This is a genomic window from Paenibacillus sp. FSL H7-689 (genome assembly GCF_000517905.1).
Lineage (GTDB): Bacteria > Bacillota > Bacilli > Paenibacillales > Paenibacillaceae > Paenibacillus > Paenibacillus amylolyticus.
In genome coordinates, this window is record NZ_ASPU01000015.1 from 165,972 (window position 1) to 182,100 (window position 16,129).

The following is a 16,129-nucleotide window of genomic DNA, read 5'->3' on the forward strand; positions in this document are numbered from 1 at the left end:
TACGTTTTAGGCTTGGCTAGGAAACTGTAGATACATCTTTTTCAGCTCATTGACTGATCTGCCGAGCGAGTAATGTGTCTTGGCTTTTTCACACGCTGAACGGGCAAGTTCATAACGATAAGCCGGGTCCAGCATCACCTTTTCAAGCGCTTCAGCCAATGCAGAAGGATCTTCTGCCGGTACAAGCAACCCATTGCTACCGTTCTCGATCTGTTCCGGTATACCACCTACATCCGTACCCACAAGGGCAAGACAACTCAGCGCCGCTTCAGCGAAGACGGAACCAAATGCTTCTGCCCGTGAAGGAAGTACAAAAATATCAAAGAATGGCATGAATTCCTCAGGGTGCAGCGTGTAACCATAGAAAATGGTCTCATTATAGATCCCCAATCGTTGCGCCAATTCTTCCAGATCAGGACGAATCGGTCCATCTCCAATAATATGTAACACATAATCATGACCTCGACCCTTCAGTTCCGCACAAGCTTTGAAAAGAATATCCAACCCTTTTGCCGGAACAAGCCGACATACCGTGACCAGCTGTGGTATCGCATTATCATGAGGGATCGGCTTAAAGCGCTTCTCATCAAATCCATTGGGAATCACACCGATGACATCAGGTTCCTTCACGTAGGGAGCCAGATAACGGCGGAACGAATCCGACACCGTCAAAAGGCGCTCTGCCTGGTGTTCCAGCTCACCATATATCGCAAGCAGGAATCGATGCTCCGGTCCATCCGTTTCAATGCGTCCATTAAGGATTAATTCTCGTTCATAACTGGAGTGTATCGTCTGAATGAGGGGTGTATCCGGGAAAACTGTTTTCATCGCAAGTCCTGCAATTGGGTGGTGGGCATGGATCAGATCATAGGGCTTCTGAATACGCAGTTTGGTCCACCAAAGATAATCACGATAAGTTTGAATATATTTTTGGACAACAGGACTATCCTGATATTCCGTCCAGTCAAACGTTTCGAACTGAACTTCCTCTCTGCCCTTGTTGCGAATTCGCTTTGGCAACGAGAACAGATCCATTTCCCACCTCGGGGTTGTAAATCTCTCTTGCATATACGGAATCATAGAGGATACACCTCCGGGCTGCTCCGGAGGAAAGAAAAGCGCCTGCAGCAATTTCACCGTTAGTTTCCCCCTTTCTAACTTACGTACTAATCTACTATCCATTATGACATAGGGAAGCCGGAACATCTATATTACGATAACTCGTATATACAACATATTCATGAAACGTTCCCCTCAGAAGCAAAAGCTCTAATTCAGCAGCCCATCGCTTGCGGTTGTCGTCAACATATTCATAGGATAGTCAGAATTCTCAGCTCAGTAGCTCCACGGGCTTCTCATATGTACTGTAACCATCGGTCTCTCCCAAAAAAGTATACCCGTTCCGCGCGTAAAAGGCGTTCAACGTAGCATTGCTCGCTCCGCAATCTAACCGAACAGTATGTTTGCCTTCAAAATGTATCCCGCTGCTGGACCATTGCAAAATGGACCGTCCTAAACCGCTCTGAGCATATTTTCTTCGAATCGCTAGCCGATGCAGATAAATTGCGCCATCCTCGGCATGAGCTTTTGAACCCCAAAGATGAATATCCCAAGGACTTGGCTGAACCAAAAGGATGACCATCCCCGCTACGTCCGCCCCTTTTTTAAATACAAACACATCCCCACGGCGAATCGCCCCTGCCGTATCATGTGAATCTTCACCTTTAAGCAAAGCGTTCCATTGGGAAGAACCTTGGCTCTGTAACCATTCGGCTGTCTCCACCAGCAGCGACATCACATCCTCCGTATCTTCCGGCTTCGCCTGAACCGCTTGAAAACCATCGTTAATATATTCGCTACTGATCCTGAATGAGTGCATCATTGTTCTCCTCCGCTTCCTGATCTCTTTTAAACTAATGGTACTATACCGGGAAATGGATTTTTCGTCAAAATGAGAACAAAAAAAGGTAAAAGGCGGTTGCCCTTTACCCATCTATTCTGGCTTCATCAATAATCTGATTTCGATACAACATCGTCAGGTGCAAGGTGTCAAACTCCATTTCCTTGTCCAACTCCTGCATCAACACTTCGACCAGGCTCTTTCGCTGAATGCTGGTACCAGGAACCTCGTAATCAATGTATCCCGTCAGATCGGAATGAGAAGTGTCTATTGTTGCTGTTCCCACAGGCAATCCACCTCGCTCCTGAAGAAACAGCTCATATACCCGGAACTCCCGATCCTTACGCTTCAGCATGACATAACATGTTTCTTCAGCAGCTTCCAGCTCATCCAAATCCGATTCATCGGTATCCTCAAATTCCTCGGAGAAATCGCGATGTACCCACTCTAACGTTTCGAGTTCGTTGCCCTGATGCCACATGCGGATTGTAATCGTATCGATGATATCTTCATCCAGCTCTCTGACCAGCAACTCTGCCGCAGCTTCCAATTGATTCTCTTCCGGCTCGTCATACCAGTGTATTTCACCTTGTACATCAGCGCCATATTGTTTTAAGGAAGCTTCTGCTAGTTCCTGCCCTTCGACATCATTGAAAATATAAGTCGATATGCTGCGTCCTGCACTTACCATTTCCATCTCCAGAACCTGATCCCGATCTTCATATGTAAACGATTCGGCTTGTGAAACAGGGATTACCTTACTTCCACTGCTACCTATATCGTCATAGCTGCCTTCGTCATGATTCATCTCTTCAGACGGCCACACTGTCTCTGACTCAGGCATATGCAGAACCGTATGTAATGAGCCACAACTAACCAGCACTTCATAATACGCAGCTTCCAACGCATCTGCAAGAGATCGGACATAGGCATGCACTTTTTCCACGATACGTTGCTCTGTATCATCTGGCAGAGACTCCTGCTCGATCTGAAGACTACCTGATAAACGATCTCCTTCTCTATACACAAGGAACAGTGAGCCTGCATATTGACCATTGACCATCACGTCCTGTACTTCTCCACCTGATGTCCGCAGGTCTGCAACCAATTCCACATCATAATTCATCACGTGTCCTCCTCCATTCCTAACGTTATTCTCTTAGGATGCCCCTGAGGACGGTAGATTATGAGGAAAGCGTGCATTTTAAGTATAAGATGTAGGGTTAGACGGATAACACATATTTTTGGATTGCGTGTGCCACACCCTGCTCGTTATTGGAGCGTGTAACCTCGTCCGCAGCAGCTTTCACCTCGTCCGGTGAGTTATCCATGGCAATGCCTTTGCCCGCAAAGGTCAGCATCGTAATATCATTGAAGTAGTTACCAATCGCCATAATCTCCGAAGGCATGATTCCTTTCGATTCAGCAAGCCTTTTAAGTGCATCGCCTTTGGACGCTTCGGGATGCATCAGATCAATAAAAAAGTCACCACTCCGTGTCATATAATAAGGCAGATTCCAGGTAGACCATTCCTGAAGTACTGCATCCATCTGTTCAATCGGACCAAATGCAGTGAACTTCGCCAGCGGTTCTGTCATGTCAACCCACTTGGGTAACTTCAGCGGCTCGGCCATAAAGTTGTAATACATCTCACGCACCTGCAACCCCAAACCTTCCGGTTGATCCACATACAGACCAAATGCTGTATTGATGTCAAAATGTACTCCATTGGTTCGACAGTAAGATATAATCGGCTCCAGTCCTTGTCCATCTAATGCAAAATGATGAACTACCTCACAGGTATCGACTTGCGCGGTAACGGCGCCGTTATGCGTAATCACATATCCATCCAGTCCCATCTGCTCCATAAAAGGAATCGTGTTGGCAGGACCTCTACCTGAACACAGGACAATCTCTGCTCCCTGACGGGAAGCTTGGATCAAGGTCTCCTGAGTCCATTCGGTAAGTTCATGATGATCATTCAGCAATGTTCCATCTACATCAAGTGCAATTAATTTATAAGTCATTCTGGCTTCATCCTCATCTGTTAGTAGTCGCACCCACCCAAACCCTCCCTTCCGAGGGAGGGCCCCAGAGGGCTCTGCCCTCTGGACTCCCGTCTTGCTCACCGGTGTTAGGTCGGGTCTTGCTATGTCACGGTTGTTGTAGGAACGCTTGTTGCCGGGCACACCGCTGGTCAGCGGGGGTCCCACCCAAGCTTAACCGGGACCATTACGGGCAGGGCTTTGCTCTCTGCCCGGCTCCCTGCTTCACTTCGTGAAGATCGGGAGCTTTTACTTCCGCAGAAGGCTCAACTCATCTGCGGTTAGTTCACGATAGCTTCCGATAGCAAGATCGGAAGCTAGTTCCAGCTCACCCATCGCTACGCGTTTCAGATAGACCACACGCTTGCCTACCGCCTGAAACATACGTTTCACTTGGTGAAACTTCCCTTCGTGAATAATAAGCGAGATCGACGAGATCGTGCCTTCTTCCGTCTCTTCCTGACCGAGTATAGTCAGCTGAGCAGGTAATGTCTCGTACCCGTCATCCAATTGAATGCCCGCCTTGAAACGTTGCACATCCGCTTCATCCACGTTTCCCAGCACACGGGCTTCATAGGTTTTGGGCACATGCTTGCGTGGAGATAACAGATCATGGGCAAGTGGACCGTCATTCGTAAGAATGAGCAGTCCCTCCGTATCCTTATCCAGTCGTCCCACAGGAAAAGGATTGAACACCCGATCCTCTTTGCGCAGCAGATCCAGTACCGTCTTATCTCTGTTATCCTCGGTAGCAGACACAACACCCGGAGGTTTATGCAGCATCAGATAGATCATCTCCCGATACACAATCCGCTCCCCATCAGCTTCAATGACGTTGACCTCGGGATTCACCTGTACACCACTGTCTTTCACCGCTTTGCCGTCCACATGGATTCTGCCTTGTTTCACCATCTTTTTGAGTTCACTTCGTGTTCCCACACCCATATGGCTTAATATTTTGTCCAGACGCAACGTTTGTTTGCCTTTTCCACTCATACCGATGTCCACCTCCAGCCTGCCGGATATTCATTCTTCAGTACACCATCCAGCCATTTTCCCCAGCCAGCGGCATAACCATCTACACATACAAGAACGTACCCTTTGGCAAACGTATCCGCCTTGAGCACCACTCGTTCTTCTTCAATATTTAACGTTTCGCCCTTGAGGTATCTCACGGCTTCGCCATCAGCGGATGACAGATTTACGCTTCGCCGTGCTTCAGATGCATTCAGAGCACACGCAAGCGGATGGGACGGAACAAATCGTCCATTCTTGATCGTTCCCATAAACCAGCCTGGACGAATGACTTTCAGTCCCTCCAATCGAGCTGCACCAACCGATGATTGATACACCCGATCTCCATAACATACCGTCTCTCCAGTTAACTCAATCTCCAATTGTTCTTTCATAAACTGACTGTAGATCGCAACCGGATCAATACTTGCCGAATCAGCTCCGCGTCCATGACCCCGTTCCGATTTACGACCACCGTGATCTTTACCTTTTTTGCCCTGTTTACCCGAATTCTTGCCGCCAGCCTGTCTGTCATGGGACTCTCGGGATTCGATTCGCAATAAACGTTCCTTTTTACGATCAGCCTTGGTCATAGCAATTGAAGAAGCAGCAATAGAGTGATCCTTGTTCCCCTCTGCTTCAATCCTGGACACATCCACGACCTGTCCATACTCCATTGCTCCTTCTTTAACTACTCCAGGTTGATCTGTTTCTAATTCTTGCCCTGCACAATGCTGCAACACAGCGACATAATGTCCCTCTCCTTCCAAAAGGTGAGGCCACAATCTTGCGGTGCCACGCGTTTGATCCAGTACAGCTTCCGTCTCTTCTGCCTTCTCCGGCATCATCTGACGTACCCATTCCGGACGTCCTGGAGCAAACCCTGTCTCTTCAGGAATGTCCATTACTACGAAATCACGGTTTACATTCAGGAACTCCGCAATCATCGCTTCATTTTCCTCCGGCGCAAAGGTACATGTAGAATATACGATGGTTCCTCCCGGGGCCAGCAATCGTGCCGCAGTCTCCAAGATATCCCGCTGCATGAGCACACATTTATCCACCGAATGATGTTCCCACGATTTCACCATGTCTTCATCCTTGCGGAACATGCCTTCACCTGAGCAAGGCGCATCAATTAATACTTTGTCAAAATAATGAGGAAATGCATTTGCGATCCGCTCTGGCGACTCATTCAATACAACCGCGTTACGCACCCCGTACAATTCCACGTTCTTGGCTAGCGCTTTTGTGCGTTCAGCATGGATATCGTTCGTCACAAGTACACCCTTGCCTTGTAGCTTTGCAGCAATCTGTGTGGTTTTCCCTCCCGGAGCAGCACACAGATCAAGCACACGATCTCCAGGTTCCACCTGCAATAATTCAACTGGAGCCATTGCACTTGGTTCCTGTATATAATACAGGCCTGCATGATAATAAGGGTGCAGCCCCGGTTTAACACCATGAGGTACATAGAATCCTGTCTCACACCACGGAATAGGTCTTAGATCAAACGGAGCAATCTCATCGAATTGTTCCATCGATATTTTTAGCGTATTCACTCTCAGTCCCGCATGAGGAGACTGTTCATAAGATTTCATAAATTGTTCAAACTCATCACCCAGCAAACTTTTCATTCGCTCAGCAAATATCAAAGGTAACTTTACACCCATATTCCCACTCATCCTGTCTTGGTAAGATTGCAATATCGTTTTATTTTATCATATCCAAGCTTTGCTTTCCTATCATATCGTATCTATTCCACTACAGCGTGTAATGTAGTATAATGGCAAGTAGATTGATTCCTGAGCAAAAATTCGGGTGTTTATGCATATTATCCCAACCTTTATTTTTGCCCAAACTATATTTCGATATGATCGATGGGGGATGTCCAATGAAATCCAAGAAGAAAAAGAAAAGTGCTGCGATCCTTATTTTCCTGGGTATTTTAATCATTATGATTGCAGCACTGGTTGTCGTAGACCAGCAATCCAAGAAACAGATGGATTCAGTGGAAAATGCTTATGGCATCGCTGCTTCCAAGCTTAATCCAGCTACACGGGAGCTACTTAGTGATCCCAACTATCAACAAATTATTGTACCCACTGATCTCAAAGCCAAAATCGATAACAAAGACAGCTTTTTTGTTTATTTCTTTGCTTCCGATTGCTCGCACTGCCGTGCAACAACACCTCAGTTGATGCCGCTGGTTGACAGTGAAGGTATTGAGCTTCCGCAGTTCAATCTGCGTGAATTCGAAGCAGGATGGACCGATTACAATATCGAGTTCACGCCTACACTCGTCTATTATGAGGCTGGTGTCGAGAAAGACCGTATGGTTGGTGGACTGAAAGAGAATGGCAGTGACCAAGGCTACACACTGGATGATTACAAACAATTTTTCCAAAAATATAAAGGCAGTGCCGCTCCTTCGGCAAGCTAACTGATAGATCCGTTTCCACAAGTATCTACAAACAGGCTCTTGTATCACCAGACACTGTTCTGTTGAAGGACAGGCTGTGCCACCTGCAATCATTCATCTGAATATGAGGCAACATTCAAAAACACCCCGATCGTTCCCTTTACAGGAATCGTCGGGGTGTTTCATATACATGGAACTTCATATCCATGGGATGCTCATTTGAATGTTAACGCTGATTACGGTTCAACTTTTACTCTGATCCATCGCCTTCATCTTCTCTTCGTATATTCGCCCTCTGGTAGGACTCCGGCGCTGCGGAATATTTGGTTTTAGCTCAAGCGATCTTCTAGATATCTCTTGTTCTAAGACCTCATCAACAATTCGTATGGACAAATCCCTATAAGTCACAGACTGAGCGTCAGGCTCAGACAGTTGCTTCACGATTGCCTTTACTTCCTGTACCAAAATCCCAAGCTCAATGCCCAGAGTCGTAGCAGGATAAGGTTCCAGAAGATCAAGTGAGCTCTGTAACATCATCGTTCCTCCGCGGAGATTGCCATTCCTGAAGTGGTATAAACCAACTGCAATTTGCAACAACCCTTTATAGAGAGAATCCCGGTTACGTTCAAGCCACAATTCTTCCAACACCTCATGGCACTCGAAATAATCCTGATCCCGATTGAAGTAGATTAAATAGTCAACGTACAGTGGCTCATAGATGCTCATCCGGGTTTTCGCCCTTTCTGGCGTTGTTCAGAAGTTTCTTCACGTCATCCAGCAAGTCTTTGAGCCCTTCCATATCATGCCGTTCCCAGTAATCGTTAAATCGCTTCTGTGCTTCAATTGCTTCACTGACAAGGTGGTAGAAGTATAATTGATGAATGATATTCAATGTTCTTGACACGATATTGGAATCATCCTCAAATGCCTTCTGCGCCTCCAAAATCTGTAGACGAATAGCAGACATCTCGTTGTCCAGTATAAACGCGGCCTCAGCCGTTTTTTTCAGCCTGGTTCTCATCTCATCAGGTAACCCTTCCCGAAACTTGTAACTCAGCGAATGTTCAATGGTAGCCCAGAAGTTCATGGCAAGTGTCCGGATCTGTATCTCGGCCAAAACTTTCTTTTGTCCCAGAGCCGTCTGAACGGGATACTCAATAATCATATGGAAGCTACGATAGCCGCTCTCTTTGAAATTCGTAATGTAATCTTTCTCAATGAGTACCGTGAGATCCTTACGACCTCGAATATACTCGGCAACCCGACGGATATCATCCACGAACTGGCACATAATGCGGATACCTGCAATATCCTCAATGCCTGTTTCCACGTCATCAAGCGACACATTCAGTCGTCTGGATTTCTCCAGAATACTGGATATTTTTTTGACACGACCGGTAACGAATTCAATCGGGGCATACTCTTCCCGTTTCTTCAGTTCCGCTCGCATTGTCTTAAACTTGACTTTCAATTCCTCTACCGCTTGTTCATAAGGAAGTAAAAATGTACCCCAGTCTCTACCGTCCATGCTTATGCCTCCTGTCTCTATAGCGTCCCCTGTTCTATTCCATTATACATGATGTTTGGTGGGGGGAAGAGTCCCGAACCATTTTACGCTCTTCCCATGCTTCTATATTTTCATTCCGGGGATTCACATTCCTTCTTAACGATGCTCCGCACCAACCGCTTCGGAGATATGACGATAACCGTCCTTGCGCAGCAACTCACGCAGTCCGGCATGAATGCGCCGATTCACCTCAGGTCCTTCATAGATCAATGCTGTATATATTTCGACCAAGCTTGCTCCGGCTTTAATTTTCTCGTATGCATCCTCACTTGTGAAAATGCCACCTGAACCGATAATCGGAAGTTTGCCTTCGGTCTGGCGATAGATCTGGCGAATAATCTCCGTCGAACGATCACGTAGAGGTTTACCGCTCAGACCGCCTGTTTCCTTCGCATGTTGGTGGGAAAGTCCTGTACGACTGATGGTTGTGTTCGTTGCAATAATACCAGCAACACCGCTGTCTGCAATTGTGCGAACCATATATTCAAGTTCCTGATCATTCACATCCGGTGCAATCTTCACCAGAACGGATTTGGTCGCTCCGCCCGCTCGTGCATGCTGCACGTTCATCTCGTTCATAACCGCAGCGAGCAGTTCCTTCAATTCATTCCCATGTTGCAGATTACGCAAATCCGGTGTATTTGGTGAACTGATATTAACCACGAACAGATCAGCATAATCGTATAGTGCCTGAATGCACTTCGAATAGTCCAAGTGAGCTTCCTCATTAGAAGTTGCCTTATTCTTGCCGATGTTAACAGCCACTGGAATACGCCGATCCTGTAGACGTGCCAATTCACCTGCCATGGCTTCCGCACCAAGATTGTTAAAGCCCATTCGGTTCACCAACGCCTCATCTGGAGGCAAACGGAACAGCCGTGGTTGATCGTTACCTGGTTGTGCAAGTGGTGTCACGGTTCCCACTTCCATGAATCCAAATCCGATGGAAGAAAAGCCCGTTACGGCCTGCCCGTTTTTGTCCAGACCCGCAGCCAGACCAACAGGTGTAGGGAAATGACACCCAAACATGTCAACAGCCAGATCAGACGTTTCCCGAACGCCGTACATCACACGCAGTCCGGAAGGAACCGGACGGATGCTACCCACGCCACTAAGGCCGCCAATAATCAGATGATGGGCCTGTTCAGGGTCCATTTTGAACAACAAAGGTTTAGCAAGACTTCTGTATAACAAATCACTCACTCCGTTCTGGTCCGGTACGCCAAAAAGCCGTTGTCCGTCTTTTCATATGTAAAAAAACACTCTACTCACAAGTTTATCTGTTTCTTATTAAAAAGGAAAGTAGTTTGCGCATAGACAGCACAAATCGAATAATACAAAATGCTCACAAGAAATCCACCCGCCCACTGGAAATGACGAGTTGAATTCTTTACAATGAGAGCATGGTTACTCTACACCAGTTCTATTCCAAATAAGGAGGAATAACTCATGGCTCCCAAACGTAAACCACCTGCATTACAGCAAAAGAAAGAAGAAGTGAATCGCAAAGCCATTGCATGGACAGCAGCCAGTGTAGGCGGCTTGATCATCATCATTGGTGCTCTTATCATTATTGCCAACATGTAGATGATTCAGGCTGAATCCATCTGATTCTACATATCAAACAGATCAATTCAGCCAGTGATACGTTTTGTTCGGATTATTCTGCTTTGGAACAAGCGTATGCTGATAACGCTGCTTTGCTTCTGGAACAAGCGTCAGATCTGGCAGTACATCTTCTCCAATGCGTACCGGAGTGCCTTGCGGAGCAAGAGCGAATAACTCTTCTACATCTCCTGTGCGCATTCTCACACATCCAAGGGACTCATCCAGTCCGATACTGTCTGGCTCGTTGGTCCCGTGGATGGCATAATTCGTATTCGAGAGCTGCATACCTCTGCTTCCGAACTCCCCGTTCGAGCGCCCATTCGGATTGACCACTTTATCTGTAATGACAAATGAACCCTCCGGTGTTCGATCACCGCCAAGTCCCACATCATACATACGAATAATGGTATCCCCACTGATTAATGCAAGTTTATGTTTATCCTTATCAATGACAATCTCCAGCGGTTCCTGCAAAAAAGGCAGACCTCCCAGCGTATCTGCAAAAGCGGCATTTTTGCTTTGAGACGAATTCGAAGTCGTTGAACCATTCTCTTTACCACTCGAATCGTTCTTTCCTTCCTGTACCTTTCCTTGATGCAAAGCTAGCAGCTTCGGAAACATCTCGGTCATCCCTGACGCAGTCTCTCCCAGAATATTGTTCGGAAATGGCTGAGCCATTTGCGTTACACTCTTGGGCCAAGCGTCATTTTTTTTGCGATAGGCAACGATTGCACTTGATAATGATGCAGCTGCTTCCTGCTTGGCGGTCCACGCCAAGGCCATCTTTTTAATTTTCGGTGTAATTTCAGGAGGTTCACAGTTACATTGCTTGGCATCATAACTCTGTGCAGTTAATTTCCCGCTTGTATTGGTTTGTACTATGTATTTCACAGGCATATTTCGCTTCCATAAAGACCAGTCATCTGAGGTTTGCATACCCAGTACAGCAGAGGTCTCTACTTTTGGGCCAGACCCGGACCAGGCAGCTGCGAGCGCAGCCTCGCCATGATTACCTCCACCAAATGCCGCAGCAGTGAACACATTGCTTGGCGCAATGGATGCAGTTCCAACCTGTTTATCCGCTTCTACAGGCGCTTCGATGTCATCTGTGGATTCCAGTGCTGCTGACAGTGCGTCGGCCGCTTCCCGACTGAAACCCGGAGCGTCCGCAGGTGGCAGACCCGCCAGCACAAGCAGCATGAGCAACGTAAGCCACATTTTGCGTCTACGTTGTTTTTTCTCTTTTTGCTCAGACATTTCCACCAGTTTATCCTGATAGTCTACCCAGATGTCCGCAGGAGCTTTACTGCGTTCAAATGCCTCATAAACCTCGCCCGCTTGCTGAAAACAATAATTGGCTTTGGCCTCCTGTCCTTCGCCCAAGTACTCCTTTCCGAGCAAGTACCAAGCCATTTTATTCTCGGGATGTTTCTTGACATATGTTCTTAGATGAGTATTTTGCATCCGATCCTCCACTATTTCGCCTTTTTCCGTATATCATTATATATCGGCATAACCAGGCGTTGAATCCATAGGACTTGAGTACCCGGTGGAAAAAAAGGGGGTTCGACAATGTTCGTCCTTGATCCATAGTCAGATAATCACAGTTAAATGAATGCAAAAAAAGCACCTTCCTTTGTCGTTAAGACAAAAGAAAGTGCTCTATGTTCATGTGAGAAATACTTAGCCTTCTTTATTGAAAGGCTCGTCCGCTACTTTGATTGAATCTGTAGGGCAGCCATCGCATGCATCCTGCATATCGTCAAACAAGTCGTCTGGAATAGCCTTGACACCATGGTTAGCATCGCCGTCAAAGATAACTTCAGCCAAACCTTCATCATCATAATCGTAGATGTCTGGAGCTGTTGCTCCACAAGCGCCACATGCGATACATGTGTCTTTTTCAACCCAAGTATATTTACTCATTTACATTCTCTCCTCCTAAAATTCAAAACGTACAGTGTTTTTATCTAGAAACATATTAATACAAAGTAAGGATAATTACAAACATTTTGCAACCACAAGTCTCTATTATCCCTTATTTAATCAAGACTTTGCAAGTTATCTTTTTGCAGGGAAGTACCGCGCACTTTATGATTACGAAGCATCACGGAAGGATCGTCTCCAAGCATGCCTGCGGTCACAACAGCATTCTCACCAAATTTATCACGTAACTGATCCATAATCCGAATCAGATTGTCCTTCTTGGGCTTCTGCTCATATTCGAACAAGTCCATCTGTACAGCGGATTCTTCTCTTGGAATCAGGTTTTGAAGTGTCACACCCAGCATGCGTACAGGTTTGCCACTACCCCAATGCTTATCAAATAGTTTACAGGCCTCACGGTAAATGACCGTTGCATCCTCCGTAGGAACTTCCATTAGACGTGATCGGGTGATTGTCTTCATATCCGGTGTCCGGATTGTAATCTGAATACCCTGGCTGAACATTTCGTGCTTGCGCAACCTTCTGGCTACCTGGTCACTTATATTGAGGAACACCCGATGAATCTCATTCATATCCGATACATCCGCCGGTAAAGTGGTTGTATGCCCAATGGATTTATTGGCCTCACGTTCCGCGTGAACTGCGGAATGGTTAATGCCATTTGCGGAATTTTTGAGCCATGCTCCATTAACTCCAAATAGTTCGGTCAACATGTTCTCATCCGACTTGGCCAATTGACCAATCGTTTCAATGCCCAGTTTTTTCAACTTTTCGGCCGTTTTTTTGCCAATGCCAAACATCTCGTTGCATGGTCTGTGCCAAAGAATCCGGGGTACATCCCTCATGCGTAAAATGGAGATACCGTTCGGTTTTTTCAGATCCGAAGCCATTTTCGCCAGTAATTTGTTGGGTGCAATGCCAATGGAACATGGCAGCCCCAATTCATCCTTGATTCTACGCTGAATACTCTCCGCAATCTCCATTGGATTCCCGAATTGCCTTGAACCTGTAATATCAAGATAACATTCATCAATGGATGTCGCCTCAAGTTGAGGGGTATAACTATACGCAATCTGCATGAACGCTCTTGAATATTGACGATATAAATGGAAATCAGGACGAATCACAATGAGATCAGGACACTTTTTCATGGCTTGGTGGACAACCATACCTGTTGAGATGCCTCGATTACGAGCGGCATATGAGCAGGTTACAATTACACCCTTTCGCAGTTCACTGCTGCCCGCAACGGCCGTTGCTTTTCCTCTATATAAATCTGGTTCCTCGGCTTCATGTACAGAGCAGTAGAAAGCATTCATATCGACATGCAGAATCACCCGTCCGGCTGCAGGGTAATATTGATCCACATTTGCTGGAGGATTGCCGTCTGAAGACATCATGAACCCCGCCCTTTCTTGCACACTAATTAATGAAACGAATTTCTTTCTTCTATAGTATATCAAACCCGTTATGTTAATTCAGTCATGAGCATTTATTTTCTGCGAGATCTGATCAGAGACCGAATAATTAACCAGCCTACACTCACAAAAAGTATCAAAGTGATCAGAGCAATAATCGTATTTTCCCATAAAAAAGTCAAAATCGCCCCTCCTTTTCTTCAATATATTCCAATTAAAACTCAATAATAGATTATAACATACATCCGGATTATGATTAACATCCTTCTTTTTTCTCTAAAATCCGTTAATTGTTACTTGAAACTGCGATTTCTATGTAGCATTTGGCTATAATGGTGCTATAATAATTAATTATACAAATTGACGACTTTAGGACAAATCAGCGCACCCAGTTTAACACAGTGTAGCGTTGCCGAATCGAAGGATTCGTCCACTAACGTACTTAACAGCTTTTCCTAACTTACAATCCAAACTTTTAAAAGAGCGCTTTATCTCAAAGGAGGATCTTCATGTCAAAGGCCATTTCCATCTTCGATACGACTTTACGTGACGGCACACAAGGGGAGGGTGTCAGCTTATCGGCAGACGACAAACTCAAAATTGCCAAGAAGCTTGATGACCTGGGTGTCCATTATATTGAAGGCGGAATTCCCGGCAGCAACACCAAGGACATTGAGTTTTTCAAAAGAGTCAAGGAATTGAACCTGAACGCAAAGGTTGTTGCTTTTGGCAGTACCCGCCGAAAAGGCAGCGTTGCTAGTGAAGACGCCAACCTGAAGCGCATAATCGAATCTGGTGCTCAGGCTGCAACTTTGGTCGGTAAATCATGGGACTTCCATGTGCATACCGCTTTGCAGACTACATTGGAAGAAAACTTGTCCATGATCTATGATTCCATCGCCTATCTGAAACAGAATGGTATGGAAGTGATCTTTGATGCAGAACACTTCTTTGACGGATTCAAACATAATCCAGAGTATGCTCAAGCGGTCTTGACCAAGGCCCACGAAGCTGGAGCGGACTGGCTCGTTATGTGTGATACCAACGGCGGGACGATGCCAAACGAGGTACACGAGATCGTATCCACACTGCATAGAAGCCTGCCTCACGCACATCTCGGGATCCATACACATAATGATTGTGAACTGGCTGTGGCCAACACACTCAGCGCTGTACAAGCTGGAGCCCGTCAGGTTCAAGGAACGATGAACGGTTATGGAGAGCGTTGCGGTAACGCCAATCTGGCGTCCATCATTCCGAATTTGCAACTGAAGCTTGGCTATGAATGTGTTACGGAAGATTCAATGAGACAACTTACAAACGTGGCTCGTTATGTCAGCGAAATTGCTAATGTGAATATGCCAATTAATCAACCTTATGTTGGTAATGCTGCTTTTGCTCACAAAGGTGGCATTCACGTCTCTGCCATCCTGCGAGATTCCCGTACTTATGAACACATCGTGCCTGAACTGGTCGGCAACAAACAGCGTGTGCTGGTTTCAGAGCTTGCTGGACAGAGCAACATTGTGTCCAAAGCACAGGAATTGGGTCTTGAGTTCGATCCAAGCAGTGCCAATTCACGTCAGATTATTGAGAAAATCAAAGATCTGGAGCATCAGGGTTACCAGTTCGAAGGTGCAGATGCCTCGCTCGAATTGTTAATTCGTGAAGCGAATGGTGACATGAAAGAATTGTTCACTTTCGAATCATTCAAAATGCTTGTAGAGAAAACGGCAGGAAAATCCGTTGTTTCTGAAGCTTTTGTCAAACTTAATGTGGCTGGAACAAGTGTCTATACCGCTGCTGAAGGAAACGGTCCGGTTAATGCACTCGATAACGCGCTTCGGAAAGCGTTGGTACAATACTTCCCTTCACTTGCCAACATGCACCTGTCAGACTACAAAGTACGTGTACTGGATGAGAAGGATGCCACAGCTGCCAAAGTGCGTGTACTGATCGAATCCAAAAACACCGAAAACACATGGAACACTGTTGGTGTATCCGAGAACGTGATTGAAGCAAGTTGGGAAGCTCTCGTGCACAGTTTCCGCTACGCGTTACTTCAAGAAAAATTGCAGGATGAGCCGGGTACACTCCCTATTCCTGCTCATGGGATAAGCAACCACTAAAGTGCATGTTCAAAAAAGCGTTTTTTGAACAACCTCTTAACGCTTATTTCCCGGAAAATATAAAGAAGCCTCTGTACCC

At 46.1% G+C, this 16,129-nt stretch carries 15 protein-coding genes; 3 read left to right on the forward strand and 12 right to left on the reverse strand.

The genetic code is table 11. The features are described from left to right. Positions 1-6: 6 nt before the first annotated feature. The 6 genes from C170_RS11685 to C170_RS11710 all read right to left on the reverse strand — a co-directional run bounded on the left by C170_RS11685 (position 7) and on the right by C170_RS11710 (position 6,632). Entirely contained in the window at positions 7-1,137 is a 1,131-nt protein-coding gene (locus C170_RS11685; RefSeq protein ID WP_036609621.1) for a glycosyltransferase family 4 protein, read from the reverse strand. 193 nt (positions 1,138-1,330) lie between these two features. Further along, a complete protein-coding gene (locus tag C170_RS11690) occupies positions 1,331-1,879 on the reverse strand; it encodes a GNAT family N-acetyltransferase (protein ID WP_036609623.1) in 549 nt (182 codons plus the stop codon). Between the two features lie 106 nt (positions 1,880-1,985). Next, on the reverse strand, positions 1,986-3,026 hold the full coding sequence (locus C170_RS11695; protein ID WP_036609625.1) for a hypothetical protein: 1,041 nt from the start codon (positions 3,024-3,026) through the stop codon (positions 1,986-1,988). A gap of 97 nt (positions 3,027-3,123) precedes the next feature. After that, positions 3,124-3,927 carry a Cof-type HAD-IIB family hydrolase gene (locus C170_RS11700; protein ID WP_036610933.1) on the reverse strand — a complete coding sequence of 268 codons (804 nt, stop codon included), beginning with the start codon at positions 3,925-3,927 and terminating at the stop codon, positions 3,124-3,126. Between the two features lie 267 nt (positions 3,928-4,194). Next, positions 4,195-4,941 carry a pseudouridine synthase gene (locus C170_RS11705; protein WP_036609628.1) on the reverse strand — a complete coding sequence of 249 codons (747 nt, stop codon included), beginning with the start codon at positions 4,939-4,941 and terminating at the stop codon, positions 4,195-4,197. Beyond that, a complete protein-coding gene (locus C170_RS11710) occupies positions 4,938-6,632 on the reverse strand; it encodes an RsmB/NOP family class I SAM-dependent RNA methyltransferase (protein WP_036609630.1) in 1,695 nt (564 codons plus the stop codon). Before C170_RS11710 ends, C170_RS11705 begins: the two co-directional genes overlap by 4 nt. A 221-nt stretch (positions 6,633-6,853) precedes the next feature. Between C170_RS11710 and C170_RS11715 the strand changes: the two genes are divergently transcribed. Continuing rightward, entirely contained in the window at positions 6,854-7,402 is a 549-nt protein-coding gene (locus tag C170_RS11715; RefSeq protein ID WP_036609632.1) for a thioredoxin family protein, read from the forward strand. Positions 7,403-7,624: 222 nt separating this feature from the next. On the opposite strand, the gene C170_RS11720 is transcribed toward C170_RS11715, so the two are convergent. The 3 genes from C170_RS11720 to C170_RS11730 all read right to left on the reverse strand — a co-directional run bounded on the left by C170_RS11720 (position 7,625) and on the right by C170_RS11730 (position 10,142). Continuing rightward, complete coding sequence (locus tag C170_RS11720) at positions 7,625-8,107, reverse strand: DUF309 domain-containing protein (RefSeq protein ID WP_036609634.1); 483 nt, start codon at positions 8,105-8,107, stop codon at positions 7,625-7,627. After that, on the reverse strand, positions 8,094-8,909 hold the full coding sequence (locus C170_RS11725; protein WP_036609636.1) for a GTP pyrophosphokinase: 816 nt from the start codon (positions 8,907-8,909) through the stop codon (positions 8,094-8,096). Before C170_RS11725 ends, C170_RS11720 begins: the two co-directional genes overlap by 14 nt. A gap of 135 nt (positions 8,910-9,044) precedes the next feature. After that, complete coding sequence (locus C170_RS11730) at positions 9,045-10,142, reverse strand: quinone-dependent dihydroorotate dehydrogenase (protein WP_017689366.1); 1,098 nt, start codon at positions 10,140-10,142, stop codon at positions 9,045-9,047. A 255-nt stretch (positions 10,143-10,397) separates the two neighbouring features. Between C170_RS11730 and C170_RS31145 the strand changes: the two genes are divergently transcribed. Beyond that, a complete protein-coding gene (locus C170_RS31145) occupies positions 10,398-10,535 on the forward strand; it encodes a hypothetical protein (protein WP_017689367.1) in 138 nt (45 codons plus the stop codon). Between the two features lie 42 nt (positions 10,536-10,577). Here C170_RS31145 and C170_RS11735 read toward each other — a convergent pair whose 3' ends face one another. From C170_RS11735 to C170_RS11745, 3 genes are all read right to left on the reverse strand, one after another. Next, positions 10,578-12,020, reverse strand: coding sequence for a L,D-transpeptidase family protein (locus C170_RS11735; protein WP_036609638.1), 1,443 nt, complete (start codon positions 12,018-12,020; stop codon positions 10,578-10,580). A gap of 219 nt (positions 12,021-12,239) precedes the next feature. After that, positions 12,240-12,482 (reverse strand): ferredoxin, encoded by a 243-nt coding sequence (locus tag C170_RS11740; RefSeq protein WP_017689369.1) that lies wholly within the window; start codon positions 12,480-12,482, stop codon positions 12,240-12,242. A 116-nt stretch (positions 12,483-12,598) separates the two neighbouring features. Further along, the gene (locus C170_RS11745) at positions 12,599-13,900 is read right to left on the reverse strand and encodes a DNA polymerase IV (RefSeq protein WP_036609640.1); all 1,302 of its coding nucleotides are present in this window, start codon (positions 13,898-13,900) and stop codon (positions 12,599-12,601) included. 530 nt (positions 13,901-14,430) lie between these two features. Between C170_RS11745 and cimA the strand changes: the two genes are divergently transcribed. Then, a complete protein-coding gene (gene cimA, locus C170_RS11750) occupies positions 14,431-16,050 on the forward strand; it encodes a citramalate synthase (protein ID WP_036609641.1) in 1,620 nt (539 codons plus the stop codon). Positions 16,051-16,129: the final 79 nt, after the last annotated feature.

Excerpts from the sequence above, each read along its gene's own strand:
- C170_RS11690 (WP_036609623.1), bottom strand. The coding sequence starts at position 1,879 with ATGCACTCATTCAGGATCAGTAGCGAATATATTAACGATGGTTTTCAA.
- C170_RS11695 (WP_036609625.1), bottom strand. The coding sequence starts at position 3,026 with ATGAATTATGATGTGGAATTGGTTGCAGACCTGCGGACATCAGGTGGA.
- C170_RS11700 (WP_036610933.1), bottom strand. The coding sequence starts at position 3,927 with ATGACTTATAAATTAATTGCACTTGATGTAGATGGAACATTGCTGAAT.
- C170_RS11705 (WP_036609628.1), bottom strand. The coding sequence starts at position 4,941 with ATGAGTGGAAAAGGCAAACAAACGTTGCGTCTGGACAAAATATTAAGC.
- C170_RS11710 (WP_036609630.1), bottom strand. The coding sequence starts at position 6,632 with ATGGGTGTAAAGTTACCTTTGATATTTGCTGAGCGAATGAAAAGTTTG.
- C170_RS11715 (WP_036609632.1), top strand. The coding sequence starts at position 6,854 with ATGAAATCCAAGAAGAAAAAGAAAAGTGCTGCGATCCTTATTTTCCTG.
- C170_RS11720 (WP_036609634.1), bottom strand. The coding sequence starts at position 8,107 with ATGAGCATCTATGAGCCACTGTACGTTGACTATTTAATCTACTTCAAT.
- C170_RS11725 (WP_036609636.1), bottom strand. The coding sequence starts at position 8,909 with ATGGACGGTAGAGACTGGGGTACATTTTTACTTCCTTATGAACAAGCG.
- C170_RS31145 (WP_017689367.1), top strand. The coding sequence starts at position 10,398 with ATGGCTCCCAAACGTAAACCACCTGCATTACAGCAAAAGAAAGAAGAA.
- C170_RS11735 (WP_036609638.1), bottom strand. The coding sequence starts at position 12,020 with ATGCAAAATACTCATCTAAGAACATATGTCAAGAAACATCCCGAGAAT.
- C170_RS11740 (WP_017689369.1), bottom strand. The coding sequence starts at position 12,482 with ATGAGTAAATATACTTGGGTTGAAAAAGACACATGTATCGCATGTGGC.
- C170_RS11745 (WP_036609640.1), bottom strand. The coding sequence starts at position 13,900 with ATGTCTTCAGACGGCAATCCTCCAGCAAATGTGGATCAATATTACCCT.
- cimA (WP_036609641.1), top strand. The coding sequence starts at position 14,431 with ATGTCAAAGGCCATTTCCATCTTCGATACGACTTTACGTGACGGCACA.